Here is a 15,486-nt window from a genome sequence, read left to right on the forward strand (position 1 = left end):
AATAAACTCTGCTAACTAAATTACTGAGTAATTAATGACACCAAAAAAAATAGCCGCATTTGCACTTGGCCCATTAGGTGGTGCACTACTGGGTTTTATAACGTTACCAATAATAACATGGTTTTTTTCACAGCAAGATATTGGCCGCTTGGCTATGTTAACTGTGGTGAACGGTTTTTGTACATTGCTCTTTAGTTTAGGGTTAGATCAAGCTTATGTGCGTGAGTTTCACGAAACAAAATGTAAACCCGCTTTGTTTAAGGCTGCAATATTACCCGGGTTATTACTCTTAATTATTATACTTAGTATATTGCTTGGGGCTAATAGTGTTATTTCGCTCTGGCTGTTCGAAATCGATAGCTACCTTTTAAGTCTGTTAGTGACATTGGTTATTTTAGCAACCTTTATTTCACGTTTTCTCTCACTAATTTTACGCATGAATGAGCAAGGCCTTGCATACTCAATGAGTCAAGTTCTGCCCAAGTTGCTGCTAATTTTGATCATTGTTAGTTATGTCGTTTTATCGATAGATAAAACTCTTATCAATTTGCTATTAGCTAATGTTGCTGCAACTGTATTTGTTTGTATTATTTATGCATGGAATACGCGTATGGAGTGGCTTGCTGCTATAAAAGAGCAGATAGACTATACCTATTTAAAAAGCTTGCTAAGATTTGGTACACCATTAATTTTTGGTGGGCTGGCCTTTTGGGGGTTAACAGCGACAGATAAAATATTATTAAAAGAGCTTTCTAGCTATGAGCAACTAGGCTTATACTCCGTTGCGGTTAGTTTTGCTGCTGCGGCGACTATTTTCCAAAGTGTTTTTTCTACTGTATGGGCGCCAACAGTTTATAAATGGGCAGCAAAAGGGGAAAACCTAGATAAAATTTTACAAGTAAATAGATATGTTCTTTTAGCTGTCATTATATTATTTAGCTTAGCCGGTTTGTTTTCTTGGTTGATAACGTTACTCTTACCAGAGCCTTATTATGCCGTACAGTGGATTTTACTGTCTTGCTTAGGCTACCCACTATTATATACCTTATCTGAAACTACAGTTGTTGGTATAGGGGTTACCCGTCGGTCGGGTTTTGCAATGCTGGCCGCTTGTATAGCTTTTATAATCAATCTTCTAGGTAACTGGTGGCTTATTCCAATTTATGGAGCAGCAGGAGCAGCAGTGAGTACATGCATTGCATTTTGGGTGTTTTTTATAATGCGAACAGAGTTTGCTATTTACCTATGGAAACCAACTCCGAGGCTAGCCATGTATGGCTACTCCACTTTGCTTGTAGCGGGGGCTGTAATCACAAGTTTATATGGACGAAACTATAATACCCAATTAATAATATTTTGGTTATTAATGTTATTTAGTGTACTAATTTTCTTTAAAAGTGAGTTGCAAGATTTAAAAAGTTGGTTGCTTAAGAAAAAAAGTTAAAGTGCCGACTATTACTCTAAATCTTATGCAGAAAAGAGAACATAAAATAATTTTGGTACAATTAAGCTTTTAAAAAAGCATGGAATTGCAGTGAGAAAAATGCCCTTGAGTCAATTAATAAGTGTTATTATCCCTTTTTATTCTAAGGAAAGTGGAAGATTAATTAGTGCGGTAACAAGCGCATTAAATCAAACTAACTGTACTGTTGAAGTGATTGTTGTTGATGATTGCTCTCCGATTTCTGCTAAATCGGAGCTAAAGCAAATAAATGATCCCAGAGTTAAAATTATTCGTCATGAAAAAAATAGCAATGGCGGTATAGCACGTAACACCGGTGTAAATAATGCGCAAGGGCAATTCATTGCCTTTTTAGACTATGATGATGTTTGGTATGATAATAAACTAGAAAAACAGTTAAATTTATATAATGAAAAGAGTAAAAATTTTAATCCTGAAGTAGTTATTTACTCTCGATGTAAAATAATTGATGGTTCGAGAGAGTTTATTAGACCTACACGTGCAATACATGATAAAGAAACCGTGGCTGAATATTTATTTTCTGCTCAAGAGTTAATCCAAACTAGTGGGATTTTTTTAAGTAAGGAACTTGCGAAAAAAGTCCCTTTTCATGATTTAAAGCGCCATCAGGACTACCAATTTTGCTTGTCACTTGAAGAAGCTGATGTAAAGTTTGTGTTTTCAAATGAGGTTGCTTATGAGTTTATACAAATTCATAAGTTAAACGACTTCACTTTTTCATTAAGTTGGTTAGAGGGCTATAAATATCTTATGAGTAAAAAAGCAGTTAAAGGCTTTAATTATTTAGTCATATTACGTTCTATGATCGCTGCTAAGCAGTATAATATAGCCTTAGGCTTTGCAATGAAAAAAAGAATGCCACATTTATTTATAAAGTCCTTAGTGCTACTAAATCTAAAAAAATTACTAAAATGGACTGGGGTTCTTAAATAGTAATGAAATTGATTTATAAGAAAAACGAATATTATTTATTCGGCTTGAAGCTAGTATTACTTTCATTGTTATTTTTATTAATGAACTTTGATAGAGAGCTAAATGCTGATTATGGAAATTATTTAGCTAATTATGAGAATGATTGGTGGCAGTTTGAAATAGGCTTTGAGTTATTAACCCTTCCCTTTAAGTATTTTAATATCGATTTTTCATATTTTTGGATCTTATTACTTTTAGTTGAGTCGTTATTAATAGCTTTATTTTATCGAAATAATAGGGTTTTTTTACTTGCATTTCCAAATTTGGTTTTCTTATCTCAAGGGTTATTAGGCACTCAAGTTAGGTTTGCTTTTGCTATTTGTTTGTTTTTAGTTTTATTTTCTCTTCTTTATAGAAAAAAATACTTTTGGTTAGCATCACTTTTTCCTGTTTTATTTCACAACTCAATCATAATTGTTTTCTTTTTATCGAATTCGATGAAGTATTTTCTTAATGTAAAACGTAAGATACTTCTGAAAAAAAACTTGTTATGGTTATTTTTATTTATACTTTCATTAGTCGCAATAAGTTTATTAATGGATTTTATATTAGTCCAAAGTGGGTACTATTATTATGTTGGAACTAAATTTCAAGAAGGGAAGTCGTTATCTTCATTAATCTATCTATTTTTATCGTTATTTCTTCTACTTTTTTTGTTAACAAGGCCTGTTAATAGGAAGTATTCGGAGTATATATATTTAAGCTTTATTATAATTGTTTTCAGTCTTATATTTGCAAAGTCATCTGTAATTTCTGGACGCTTCACTCTCGTATATACTTTGTTAGAACCGTTTGTTTTATATTATTTTTATCAAAGTATAGGCAAGAAAAAACTATTCTTCCCTTTCTTTATACTTTATTGCATTTTTTGCTATTTGAAGTTATTTACAATTACATTAAAGGTTTAATTAAATGAAAATAGTTGCATTTGTCGGCGAAACCTTTGAACTACACGAGGGAAGCTATTATGCAAAGCCGACCTCCGCTGCGTTTTTACAAGATACTATAGGTAACGACTCTGTTTTTGTTTGCTCGCCGAGTAAAAAAGCTAATACAAAGCCTATTAGCTATAGTACCGTGGTAGATGAAAGTCACTTTTACCCATTTCCAAGCTATTCATCGACAAAAGACTTTGCGATAAAGAGTATTTTTAATCGAAATTATATAAAACAATACAAGGCAACTGCGGATAAAGTTATTGCTGAGCATAGTGGCGCTTATTTTTGGTTACGTACACCATCAATTGGCAGTATTTTATTTGGCTTACAGGCATTGAAAGCGGGTGAAAAGGTGCTTCACCATATGTGTGCTAACGCCTCAAATACTTGGCGTGACCCAAAATACACATTGCCTGAGAAAATATTTGGTTTTCTATTTTCAAGATATTTACGTTTTAAACTGAGCCAGATTTGCAAGCATTATAACACTATCAACTTGTGCACAGGCGATGTGCTTGAGAGCTTCAGCCGTAAATACTCACCCAAAAACACTCATCAGTTCGTAGATTTAATGGCAAAAACCCCTCAGTTGTCCAGCGAGGAAAAGGGTGATAATTCAGGAGTATTAAACCTACTTTTTGTGGGGCGTATTGTTGACGATAAAGGTATATTTGATTTAATAGCCGTAGTAAACCAACTACAAGCTAAAGTAAAGCTAACCATTATTGGCGATGGTCCTGATCTTGAAAAAGCGCAACAAAAAGTTAAGGCGTTAAATTTAGAAGGTAATATTCAATTTACCGGACAGCTTCCGCATCAAGCATTGTCAGAATACTTTGATAGGGCTTCTGTTATCGTTGTACCCTCTAATAACCATTATGAAGGTTTTCCGCGTGTTATTATGGAAGGGTGGGCGCATAAAAAGCCTGTAATTGTTTCTCAAGTAGGTGGCGTTAAAGCGTTTGTTAAAAACGCTGAAAACGGCTTGATATTCACACCAGGTAATCAATCAGAACTGCTTATAGCGCTCGAGTCTTTACTGAAAGATGATGAGCTACTAAAGAGGTTAGGAAAGGGTGCTGAAAAGATGGCGAAATATTCTAACCAAGCTTATTGGGTTGAATATCTAAAGAATATTTTAGAGGAGGATACTCGTGAAGCATAAGTTACTGCTTTTATATGCTTGGTTTGTAAGAACCTTAATGTATTTTTTCCCTGATATCCCATTTATTATGCGGATACGAGGTTATTTATATAATTTAGGTATGCCTACACCAGCTAAAAACTTACAGGTGTCTGCAACAGCTATTATAAAAAATTTAGAAAATTGCTTTTTTAATGATGATGTTTATTTAGCCCCATTTGTAGTTGTTAATGCTATTGATAAAATAACGTTAGAAAAGCAAGTTATGATTGGTTTTAGTAGTGTTCTAGTCTCGGGGAATCATTCAGCAGTTAATGGTTCTTTTCGATTTGGTGACTCTATAAAGTCGCCCATTGTAGTAGGCCTAGGAGCATGGGTTGGTGCCAATTGTACTTTAACTGCTGGTTCATTACTCCCTACGGGGTCATTATTAGCTGCTAACTCAGTCATTTCAAAAGTACAGGTAAGGGAATTTGCTATTTATGGTGGTGTACCAGCTAAGTGTATTGGTAGTGTCAAAAGTTAGTGCAAGTTATAATTGTTAAACAAAGAACATGGTGGAATTTTAAGTGAATATTACAATAGTAGGCACAGGGTACGTAGGCCTTTCTAACGCTATGTTATTAGCGCAGCATAATGAAGTGGTTGCGCTCGATATTGATGAGCAAAAAATAGCGTTGTTAAATAAGAAGCAGTCGCCTATTGTTGATACCGAAATTAGTGAATTTTTAACCCGTGATAATTTAAACTTTACAGCTACTACCGATAAAGCTGCAGCTTACAAAAACGCTGATTTTGTAATTATTGCGACTCCTACAGATTACGATGTAGAGAATAACTACTTTAATACCAGCTCGGTTGAAGCGGTTATTAAAGAGGCTACAGCTCATAACCCTAATGCGGTTTTAGTGATTAAATCGACCATACCGGTAGGGTTTACACAGCGTATTAAAGAAGAGTTAGGTATAAACAATTTACTGTTTTCGCCTGAATTTTTACGTGAAGGCAAAGCGCTTTATGATAATTTATATCCATCTCGTATTGTAGTGGGTGAGCAGAGTGAACGCGCCGAAGTATTTGCTAACTTACTTAAGCAAGGCGCCGTTAAACAAGATATTGAAGTACTTTTTACAGATTCTACTGAAGCTGAGGCTATTAAGTTATTCTCAAATACTTACTTAGCAATGCGTGTTGCTTACTTTAATGAGTTAGACAGCTACGCTGAAGCACATGGCTTAAACAGCAAGCAAATTATACAAGGTGTTAGTTTAGATCCGCGTATAGGTAACCACTACAATAACCCTTCGTTTGGTTATGGCGGCTACTGTTTACCAAAAGACACTAAACAACTTCGCGCAAACTATGCCGATGTACCTAACAATATTATCGGTGCCATCGTTGACGCTAATACCACTCGTAAAGATTTCATTGCAGCCTCTATTCTAAAACGCGACCCTAAAGTAGTGGGTATATACCGATTAGTTATGAAGTCTGGTTCTGATAACTTTAGAGCTTCATCTATTCAAGGTATAATGAAGCGTATAAAAGCTAAAGGTGTTGAAGTTGTAGTTTACGAGCCTGTACTTGAGGAAAATGAGTTCTATCATTCACGTGTAATTAAAGACTTAAACGAATTTAAGCAAATATCAGATGTAGTGGTGTCTAACCGTATGGTTGAAGAACTTAGTGATATTGCCGATAAAGTATATACACGTGATTTATTCGGTAGTGATTAATAAATATTAAAGACTTAAGGTACCGGATAAAAGATCAATAAATATGAGCAAGTATTAGAGCTTAGAACATTTAAAACACCTAGTTCAATTTGAGCTAGGTGTTTTTTGTTTTTTGTATATGGTGCTTTGTATTACTCAGCACTTAAAAAAGATAAAATTATTCAGCTTAGATATATGGCTTAGCTGCTAATTTATCAAAACCATTAAAAAACTTAATTAAAGGACTATTCGTGAAAGCTGTAATTCCTGTTGCCGGTTTAGGCACGCGTATGTTACCTATGACCAAAGCTATTCCTAAAGAAATGTTGCCATTGGTTGATAAGCCACTAATACAATACATAGTTAATGAGTGTGTTGCTGCGGGCATTAAAGAAATTGTATTAGTAACGCACAGCTCTAAAAATGCGATTGAGAACCATTTTGATACCAGCTTTGAGCTAGAAGCCACATTAGAAAAACGCGTTAAGCGTGTTTTACTTGATGAAGTGCGTTCTATTTGCCCACCTGATGTAACCATTATGCATGTACGCCAAGGTGAAGCTAAAGGCTTAGGCCATGCTGTATTGTGCGCAAAGCCTATTATAGGTGATGATGATTTTGTGGTGGTACTGCCCGATGTAATTCTTGATGACGTTACTGCTAACCAAGAAACTGAAAATTTAGCTGCAATGATTGCCCGTTTTAACGAAACGCAAGCCAGCCAAATTATGCTTGAACCTGTAGCACAGGAAGATGTAAGCAAATACGGTATAGCAGATATTAACGGTGTAGAGCTAACCCCAGGTGAAAGCGCCGCTATTAAAACTATGGTTGAAAAGCCAGATGTTGATGTTGCCCCTTCAAACCTTGCGGTTGTTGGCCGCTATGTATTAAGTAAAAATATTTGGCCGCTACTTGCTAAAACACATGTTGGCGCTGGTGGCGAAATACAGCTTACCGATGCGATTGATGCACTAATAGCACAAGAAACAGTAGAAGCGTTTCATATGAGCGGTCGTTCACACGACTGTGGAGATAAACTTGGTTATTTAAAAGCCATTGTTGAATACAGCCTACGCCACGAAACGTTAGGTGAAGAATTTACAGAGCATTTAAAAGCGCTAGTAAATTAGCCCTTATATAGTCATATCATTTTACCTTTAAGCAAAACAATCAGCGTATTCAGCGAGCCGTTTTACTGTAAATATCATACCAGTTAGCTATACAGTCGACTGATATGATATTTAATTTATTACCAAAATTTAATCTGCAAGCGAAAATACCCGTTTTACCATCTTTGGTGTTACTACGTTGGTACAGCAAAAGCCTCAGACTCGTCGATATCTAAATAAATAAAAGTAACTGGTCACTCTCTATTTTTTACGTACCCCTTTAATATATGGAATAACAGATAATTGCTTAAACCTATCGTCAATATCTAAATCAATTAACTTGATCGGCTTCGCATCAATAATCTTGGCCAGTTGACACCGAATTTTATTTGCTCTTATTGAGCGCTATTTTGTGCTCGTAACTTTCACCTTCGCAATGAATAATCGTTGCATGATCAACCATGCGAGTATTTGCCGCTTGGTACATGACTCATAACTGTACTAAAGTGGAAAATACCCAGCTAATAATATAAAACAGAGGGAGCTTAATAACAGGACATTTTTATTTTTTGCCAACCCTTTTAACTTTAAACCTACCCTTCAATTAGTTGTTTACATGTGAACAGCATCGGGTATAATTCTGCGCTCATTTAGTATTATATTGCGTTGTCTGCAATTGATTCAAAGTGTGGATAGCTACGGAAAGCGAGTATTATTACCAGTAAACCTCGAAATAAATCGCGAGTATCCCGTAATAAATAAAAAAACACTTCTCCAAAGCCAGTCACAAAAAATCAATTCTCAGTGCTGTAACGCAAGGTAAAAGCGACGAGCCAAAACAAAAAATACAATAACCTTTATGCAATTTGTAATTGTAGTTTTAATCTCGCTTATAAATATCAAAATTTAAGCTGCATCAGTACGTAGGAACTGCAACCTAGGGGCGGAAGCGTGCCCGAAGGGCTAGACAAGCAAATAATTTTGCTTTCAAGCTGGAGCGAGAGGAGCTCTGCGACGAACTGGAACGTGAAGCGTGCCCGAAGGGCTAGACAAGCAAATAATTTTGCTTTCAAGCTGGAGCGAGAGGAGCTCTGCGACGAACTGGAACGTGGAGCGTGTCTGAAGAACTATATAAATAAAGTTTTTCCTCTAAGCTGGGGCAAGCGTTACTGATATGGCAGAAGGTAGTAAGTTCAAGGCTATATAACCTTGAGTCTAGAACCTATCTTTTTTTTTATATCCATGCTTTAATTACTGCGCAAAATAAGTACCCATCGAGTGTGATGGACAATTATAATATTTAAAAAACACTGGGATTCTGCACAATGGCGTTACGCTGTAAATCACTCATTACCTCTTTCGCATTTTTAGCAATGACAGGCTGTACAATAATACCTGGCAGCCATTACGAAGGCATTGAATCAAACGAGAAAACACAAAATTTAGAGCAAGAGCTCGAAAAAGTTAATATTCAACTAATTGATTCGGCGCTAATTACCCAGCAAAAAAAAGCACGCACAGCAGCAAAACCAATCTCTAGTTTAGTGGGGGTTAACACCCGCGATTATCAATATAAATTAGGTGTGGGCGATGTAGTAACAGTAGGTGTTTGGGACCATCCCGAACTTACTATACCGGCAGGCACACAACGTACAGCTGAGTTCGACGGTTTTAAAGTGCAAGAAGACGGCACGGTAACTTACGCTTATGCATCTAATATACCAGCAGCAGGACATACAATCAGCGAACTGCGTAAAGATTTAGTAACTCGTTTAGCCCGTGTGATAGAAAACCCTCAAGTAGACGTGAAAATAGTAAGTTTTAAAAGTCAAAAAGCGTATGTAACGGGTGAAGTAAAACAGCCTGGTGTATACCCAGTTACCGATACTCCGCTTACCTTAATTGATGCTATTAACCAAGCGGGTGGCTTAACCGAAGCAGCTGATTGGCGCACGGTTACTTTTACACGTGGCGATAAAACAGAAGTAATAAAGCTAGAAGATTTTTACGCTAATGGCGATATTTCTCAAAATCGGTTACTTCAACATGGCGATATAGTGCATGTTAACCGTAACGATAAACAAAAAGTATTTGTATTAGGTGATGTTAATAAAGCAGGTTCAGTAAAGCTTAATCGTTATGGCTTAAACTTGGCCGAAGCATTGAGTGACTCAGGCGGCTTGAACGAAGGCACTGCTGACGCAAATGGTATATTTGTTCTGCGTAAAAGTAATGTAGAGCAAACTGGAGTAATTGCTGATGTATACCAATTGCATGCTAAAAACATAGCTGCATTGGTGTTGGCTGAGCAGTTTGAATTACAACCGCACGATATTGTATATGTAACATCAGCACCCCTGGCACGTTGGAACCGTGTAATAAGCTTGTTACTACCTTCGGTAGCAACAGTTGATAACCTTAACGACATTAATAACTAAGGGTTAATTAACATGTTTGATTCTGTATTAGTGGTCTGTGCAGGCAATATTTGCCGCAGCCCAACTGCTGAATATATATTAAAAGCTAAGCTTGAAGGCAAAAATATAACAGTGTCGTCAGCTGGCTTAACTGCACTCGAAGGCAAGTCAGCTGATGCTACTGCAAAAAAAATAGCCCAAGCACACGGTATTAATATGGACCCACACCAAGGGCGCCAACTTACTTCGCAACTAATTGCACAGAACAGTGTTATTTTAGTCATGGAGCAGCGTCATTTAAATGATTTACATAGTCAATACCCAGAGGCACGTGGTAAAACATTTTTATTAGGTAAATGGATTGATAACACTGAGATTCCCGATCCGTACCGTCAAAGCCAAGAGGCATTTGAGCACGTATACACATTAATCGACAGCGCTTGTAGCGCTTGGCAAAAGTATTTATAAGGAATGGCTAATTTAATGAATACCCAGCCTAATAGCAGCACACCCAAGCAGACAAATAGTTCAGCTTCGCAGTCACAAGAAATAGATTTAATGGCATTGTTAGGTGCTTTAATCGACCGTAAATATTTTATAATTGCATTAACAGCAGTATTTATGTTTGTGGGTGTTGTTTATGCGGTTTTAAGTCAGCCGGTTTACCAAGCAACAGCGATGCTCCAAGTTGAAAGCAGTGGTAGTTCAGTGCCTGGTTTAGACGATATGGGCGGTATGTTTGAAAGCACCTCTGCAGCGGTAACCGAAATAGAACTCCTTAAATCGCGCAGCATTATAGGTGAAGCAGTCGACGCTTTAAATTTAGATATAACAGTAGAGCCTAAATTATTCCCATATATTGGTAACCGTGCATTTCGTACATTTACGCCTCTGCAAGAAAATGATTTAGCTGAGCCAAGTTTTGGTGCAAGTTCATATGCATGGGGTGGCGAAAGCATTAATGTATTTAGGTTCGATGTACCGCGCAACGCAATTAACCAAACATATACTTTAATAGCGCAAGCAAATAATAGCGTTGCATTATTAAATGGCGATGACGAGCAAATATTAGCGGGTAAAGTCGGTGAAGAGCTAACTAATGGTAAGTTTAGCTTAACAATACGCAGCTTAAATGCTCGTCCAGGCACAGAGTTTTTATTGAGTCGTAAAGATCGTCTTAACACAATTTTAGACCTACAAACGGCAATTGGTGCAAGCGAGAAAGGAAAAGATTCAGGAATAATTGATTTAAGCTTACAAAGCACTAAACCAAATTACGCCGAAACTGTGCTTAACAAAGTCGCAGCTATATATGTACGCCGTAATGTAGAGCGTAGTAGCGCTGAGGCACAAAAGTCGCTTGAGTTTTTAGAAGTACAGCTCCCTGAAATTAAAAAGCAATTAGAGCATGCAGAGCAGCGCTTTAACGACTATCAAATAAAACGCCAAACTATAAATATAACGCTAGAAACCCAAGGCATATTAGAGCAAGTGGTACTGCTAGAAACAAAGCTACAAGAGCTTGAACTTAAACGCTTAGAAGTTGGTCGTAAATTTAAAAAAGACCATCCAACATACCAGGGTATTATTGAGCAAATTGCAGCGGTTAATAAACAAAAGCAACAGTTTATTGGTGAAGTAGGTGGCTTACCCGAAACGCAACAAGAGCTACTACGCTTAAAGCGTGATGTAGAAGTAAGTAACCAAATTTATACATTGCTACTAGGTAAAGCCCAAGAACTAGACATCGTTCGTGCTGGCACAGTAGGTAATGTACGTATAATCGATTACGCTGAGGTTAATACTAGTAAACCAGTAAAACCTAAAAAAGCGCTAATAGTAGTAATGGCAACCATGTTAGGTGGGATGCTAAGCGTCGCTATTGTATTAGTACAAAAAGCAATGCACAAAGGCATAGAAGATCCAGCTGAAATAGAAGCACTCGGTATACCTGTTTATGCGAGCGTGCCACATTCAGATCACCAAGAAAAGCTAACCGGCTTTGCAACAAGAACACGCAAAGGTAAAATACCTAAAGCCAAAACCATATTAGCACTCGACAACCCTGCCGATTTATCAATAGAGGCACTGCGTAGCTTACGTACTAGCCTGCACTTTGCGATGATGGAAGCAAAAAATAATTTAATCGCTATATCAGGCCCAAGCCCAGGTGTAGGTAAATCGTTTATATCGGTTAACTTAGCTACAGTATTAGCACAAAGTGGTAAGAAAGTACTCATCGTTGATGCCGATATGCGTAAAGGTTATCTGCAAACTCAGTTTGGATTACAATGGGAAAACGGCCTAAGCGATTACCTATCAGGTCGATTGAACCTAGAGGAAGTTACCGAAGTAACTCCGGTTGAAGGGTTAAGCGTCGTTACGCGAGGTCAAATACCACCTAACCCATCAGAGCTACTTATGCACAGCAACTTTAGTAAGTTTGTAGCAGAGGTAAGCGCGCTGTACGACTTAGTAATTATAGATACGCCGCCTATTTTAGCAGTAACCGACGCAGCTATCGTAAGCGCCCATACAGGCACTACGTTACTCGTAGCACGATATGGACAAAACCATTTACGCGAAATAGAGCTAACCCGTAACCGTTTTGAGCAAAATGGTATAGATGTGAAAGGCGTGGTATTTAACGGCGTAGTTAAAAAAGCCAGCAATGCTTATGGGTATTATAATTATGCTTACGAAAGTGATAAAAAATAGTACATTTTTCGGTGGCCTATTGGGCACTTTTTAATAAAAGTATAAAAACAAGGTATTACAATGAGATAGTCTAAATTGACTGTCTCAAAATGGAAAAAAGTGTCTCAATGGTGTGTATAAAAGCTGAGATAGAAAGTTGCTAAAATGCAACTTCATAATTAGCGAGTAAGTTTTTATTACGCAATAGCTACGTAGCTTTTAGGTTTATCCTGTTATAAAAACGTATGTTATTTATATTAAAACTTATGAGTATCTCTATTCACTATGGTTATATTTAAGGGGTGTAATGGAAGGGGTTATAAGTTTTCTTCTCTAACGCCATTAATGGATAGCATAAATATATCAAGGCTTACTAACTTAGCAAATGGAATTAAAGCATTAACATGACCTCTGAAAACAGAAATAACCGGATAGCAAAAAATACCCTAATGCTGTATTTCCGCCAAATATTGATTCTATTTGTCAGCTTATATACTGTTCGTATTGTTCTCGATGTTTTAGGTATTGAAGATTATGGTATTTATGGGGCAGTAGGCGGGCTAGTAGCATTAAGCGCATTCTTACCTGGTTCATTAGCAATGGCAACTCAGCGCTTTTTTTCATTTTCATTAGGTGAAAAGAACACGGAAAAGCTAAATCAAACTTTTTCGGTTAATCTTATTTTATATTTGGGTGTAGCAGTAATTGCATTTGCTCTTCTGCAGACTATTGGTCTCTGGTTTGTTGATACCCAATTAGTCGTTCCAGATGGACGTTTTGAAGCTGCAAAGTCTCTTTACTTTTTTGCAAGTATCACCTTTATATTAAGCGTGTTCACCACACCGTTCATGGCCATTATTATGGCACATGAAGATATGAAAACTTATGCCTATATATCAATTGTTGAAGCCTTTATTAAGTTAGGCGTTGTTTATCTGCTTCAATATGTTGATTGGGATAAACTTGAACTTTATGGGTTATTAGTCATGTGTGTGGGGCTGATAAATGCATTAATGTATATAGGCTTTTGTCTTTATAAGTATGATGAATGTCAGTTTAAGAAGTTTTATTGGAACTTCACCGTCTTCAAAGAAATATTAGGTTTTACAGGTTGGACTGTGTTTGGGCAAATATCAACTGTAGCAAGAACACACGCTGTAACTTTGCTCTTAAATCAAGCATTCAATCCAGCAGTCGTTGCCGCGCGGGCTATTTCCGTACAAATTGCAAGCCAAGTTAATATATTTTCGAATAATTTCAATGCAAGTTTAACCCCAGCAATAGTGAAAAGTTATGCTGCAAATGAAAGGCAAGATATGTTTTCGCTCATTATCGCAGGAAGTAAAGCCACCTTTTTTCTACTTTGGGTTTTTGCTTTACCCATGATGCTAAAAATGGAGCTTATCTTAGGAATATGGCTAACAACAGCCCCTTCAGATGCCATTTTGTTTGCGAGGTTAGCTTTAGTTGAGTCGTTAATAATGTCAATTAGTATGCCATTAGCCGCTGCTGCAAGAGCACCAGGTAGAATGAAAGGCTATGAATTATCATTAGGTTTAATGCAAATTGGAATATTTATTGTAGCTTGGATTGCTGTTGCAAAAGGAGCTCCTGCGTACAGTGTGTTTATAGTTGCTATAGTCGCTAATGTTTTAATGTTTGCAGTACGATTGTATTTACTAAATCGTTTAATTACATTACCTATGATGCTTTTCATAAAGAAAACAGTGCTGCCAGTCATAAGTATTGTATTAGCCTCATGTATTCCTACTCTTTTATTAAATGAATTACTACCCAAAGGCTTTTATTGGTCTGTATTGATAATCGCTTTTAGTTTTATTTTTTCATCATTTTCAATGTACTTTATTGGACTGAATAAAGAGTGGCGTTTAAAAGTAAAAAATATGGCTTTTGTTCGAATTAATAGGTTATTAAATAGATGATGAAAATTCTAGTTTTAGGTGGTACTGGTGCAATGGGTAAACACTTAGTTAACTTGTTAGCTGAAAGAGGCGACAAAGTAACTGTAACAACTCGTACCATCCGCGACAACACTACTAATATTGAATATGTTCAAGGAAATGCTAGAGATGAAGAGTTTCTATACTCTTTATTAGACCAACAGTGGGATGCTATTGTTGATTTTATGGTATACACAACCACAAGCTTTGCACAGCGGCTAGACAAATTATTAGCAGCTACCACTCAATATATGTTTCTTAGTTCTGCAAGGGTTTATTCACATACTCAAAATCCTATTACAGAAGATTCTCCTCGCTTACTTGATAGCTCATCTGATAAAGAATTCCTTGCTACTGATGAGTATTCTTTAGCTAAAGCAAGACAAGAAGACCTTTTAAAAAAGTCAAAATACACAAACTGGACAATAATAAGGCCTTACATCACTTATAGTGAGCAAAGGCTACAGTTAGGCACTTTAGAGAAGGAAAGTTGGCTCTACCGAGCATTAAAGGGTCGTACCATTATTTTTTCTGAAGATATTGCAAAAAAATTAACAACATTAACTTATGGTTTGGATGTAGCTAATGCAATGTCAGCTTTAATAGGAGAGCCAAAGTCTCTTACTGAGGCGTATCATATTACGCAAAGCAAAGCTTGTAGTTGGAATGATATACTGAAGATTTACCTTGCTGCTTTAGAAAAACATTTAGGTAAAAAAACTAACGTCATATTGCTTGATTTAGATAAGTTTTCACGCTGTAAGCATGGTAAATATCAAATTAATTACGACCGCATGTTCAATCGCTCATTTGATAACGCTAAAGTGGCTGAATTTGTTAATGTGGCAGCTTTTAATAAGCACGAGTTAATGCTGGCAAACTGCTTTGAAGAGTTTCTTAAAAGTCCAAACTTTCAGGGAATAGATTGGCGTTCTGAGGCAATTATGGACAGATATGCCTCTGAGCTAGCCAGTTTTAATGAGTTTAAAAGTGTTAAGCAGTTAATTAAATATATTGTTTACCGATTTATAAAGTACTAAACACCCG

12 protein-coding genes are annotated in these 15,486 nt (G+C 36.6%); all 12 read left to right on the forward strand.

Annotation, left to right across the window (positions count from 1 at the left end):
• Nucleotides 1-34: 34 nt before the first annotated feature.
• The 12 genes from RB215_RS02050 (at nucleotide 35) to RB215_RS02100 (ending at nucleotide 15,479) form a co-directional block, all read left to right on the forward strand.
• Nucleotides 35-1,444, forward strand: coding sequence for an oligosaccharide flippase family protein (locus RB215_RS02050; protein WP_309216772.1), 1,410 nt, complete (start codon nucleotides 35-37; stop codon nucleotides 1,442-1,444).
• A gap of 99 nt (nucleotides 1,445-1,543) precedes the next feature.
• Nucleotides 1,544-2,416 carry a glycosyltransferase family 2 protein gene (locus RB215_RS02055; RefSeq protein ID WP_309217151.1) on the forward strand — a complete coding sequence of 291 codons (873 nt, stop codon included), beginning with the start codon at nucleotides 1,544-1,546 and terminating at the stop codon, nucleotides 2,414-2,416.
• An 80-nt stretch (nucleotides 2,417-2,496) separates the two neighbouring features.
• Complete coding sequence (locus tag RB215_RS17820) at nucleotides 2,497-3,363, forward strand: EpsG family protein (RefSeq protein ID WP_375144252.1); 867 nt, start codon at nucleotides 2,497-2,499, stop codon at nucleotides 3,361-3,363.
• Between the two features lie 4 nt (nucleotides 3,364-3,367).
• Complete coding sequence (locus RB215_RS02060) at nucleotides 3,368-4,558, forward strand: glycosyltransferase (protein ID WP_309216773.1); 1,191 nt, start codon at nucleotides 3,368-3,370, stop codon at nucleotides 4,556-4,558.
• Complete coding sequence (locus RB215_RS02065; RefSeq protein ID WP_309216774.1) at nucleotides 4,548-5,063, forward strand: hypothetical protein; 516 nt, start codon at nucleotides 4,548-4,550, stop codon at nucleotides 5,061-5,063. The genes RB215_RS02060 and RB215_RS02065 overlap by 11 nt, the downstream gene beginning before the upstream one ends.
• Before the next feature lie 43 nt (nucleotides 5,064-5,106).
• Complete coding sequence (locus tag RB215_RS02070) at nucleotides 5,107-6,273, forward strand: nucleotide sugar dehydrogenase (protein WP_309216775.1); 1,167 nt, start codon at nucleotides 5,107-5,109, stop codon at nucleotides 6,271-6,273.
• A 230-nt stretch (nucleotides 6,274-6,503) separates the two neighbouring features.
• Entirely contained in the window at nucleotides 6,504-7,385 is an 882-nt protein-coding gene (gene galU / locus RB215_RS02075; RefSeq protein WP_309216776.1) for a UTP--glucose-1-phosphate uridylyltransferase GalU, read from the forward strand.
• A 1,304-nt stretch (nucleotides 7,386-8,689) separates the two neighbouring features.
• Nucleotides 8,690-9,802 carry a polysaccharide export protein gene (locus RB215_RS02080; protein WP_192532830.1) on the forward strand — a complete coding sequence of 371 codons (1,113 nt, stop codon included), beginning with the start codon at nucleotides 8,690-8,692 and terminating at the stop codon, nucleotides 9,800-9,802.
• A 12-nt stretch (nucleotides 9,803-9,814) separates the two neighbouring features.
• Nucleotides 9,815-10,249 carry a low molecular weight protein-tyrosine-phosphatase gene (locus RB215_RS02085; RefSeq protein ID WP_192532831.1) on the forward strand — a complete coding sequence of 145 codons (435 nt, stop codon included), beginning with the start codon at nucleotides 9,815-9,817 and terminating at the stop codon, nucleotides 10,247-10,249.
• Between the two features lie 15 nt (nucleotides 10,250-10,264).
• Nucleotides 10,265-12,499: a polysaccharide biosynthesis tyrosine autokinase gene (locus RB215_RS02090; RefSeq protein WP_309216777.1), complete on the forward strand. Its 2,235-nt coding sequence runs from the start codon at nucleotides 10,265-10,267 to the stop codon at nucleotides 12,497-12,499.
• 383 nt (nucleotides 12,500-12,882) lie between these two features.
• The gene (locus RB215_RS02095) at nucleotides 12,883-14,421 is read left to right on the forward strand and encodes a polysaccharide biosynthesis protein (RefSeq protein ID WP_309216778.1); all 1,539 of its coding nucleotides are present in this window, start codon (nucleotides 12,883-12,885) and stop codon (nucleotides 14,419-14,421) included.
• Complete coding sequence (locus tag RB215_RS02100; RefSeq protein ID WP_309216779.1) at nucleotides 14,418-15,479, forward strand: NAD-dependent epimerase/dehydratase family protein; 1,062 nt, start codon at nucleotides 14,418-14,420, stop codon at nucleotides 15,477-15,479. Before RB215_RS02095 ends, RB215_RS02100 begins: the two co-directional genes overlap by 4 nt.
• Nucleotides 15,480-15,486 lie beyond the last annotated feature (7 nt).

The sequence above is a fragment of the Pseudoalteromonas sp. HL-AS2 genome, from assembly GCF_031198805.1.
GTDB lineage: Bacteria > Pseudomonadota > Gammaproteobacteria > Enterobacterales > Alteromonadaceae > Pseudoalteromonas > Pseudoalteromonas nigrifaciens.

Excerpts from the sequence above, each read along its gene's own strand:
- RB215_RS02050 (WP_309216772.1), top strand. The coding sequence starts at position 35 with ATGACACCAAAAAAAATAGCCGCATTTGCACTTGGCCCATTAGGTGGT.
- RB215_RS02055 (WP_309217151.1), top strand. The coding sequence starts at position 1,544 with ATGCCCTTGAGTCAATTAATAAGTGTTATTATCCCTTTTTATTCTAAG.
- RB215_RS17820 (WP_375144252.1), top strand. The coding sequence starts at position 2,497 with ATGAACTTTGATAGAGAGCTAAATGCTGATTATGGAAATTATTTAGCT.
- RB215_RS02060 (WP_309216773.1), top strand. The coding sequence starts at position 3,368 with ATGAAAATAGTTGCATTTGTCGGCGAAACCTTTGAACTACACGAGGGA.
- RB215_RS02080 (WP_192532830.1), top strand. The coding sequence starts at position 8,690 with ATGGCGTTACGCTGTAAATCACTCATTACCTCTTTCGCATTTTTAGCA.
- RB215_RS02085 (WP_192532831.1), top strand. The coding sequence starts at position 9,815 with ATGTTTGATTCTGTATTAGTGGTCTGTGCAGGCAATATTTGCCGCAGC.
- RB215_RS02090 (WP_309216777.1), top strand. The coding sequence starts at position 10,265 with ATGAATACCCAGCCTAATAGCAGCACACCCAAGCAGACAAATAGTTCA.
- RB215_RS02095 (WP_309216778.1), top strand. The coding sequence starts at position 12,883 with ATGACCTCTGAAAACAGAAATAACCGGATAGCAAAAAATACCCTAATG.
- RB215_RS02100 (WP_309216779.1), top strand. The coding sequence starts at position 14,418 with ATGATGAAAATTCTAGTTTTAGGTGGTACTGGTGCAATGGGTAAACAC.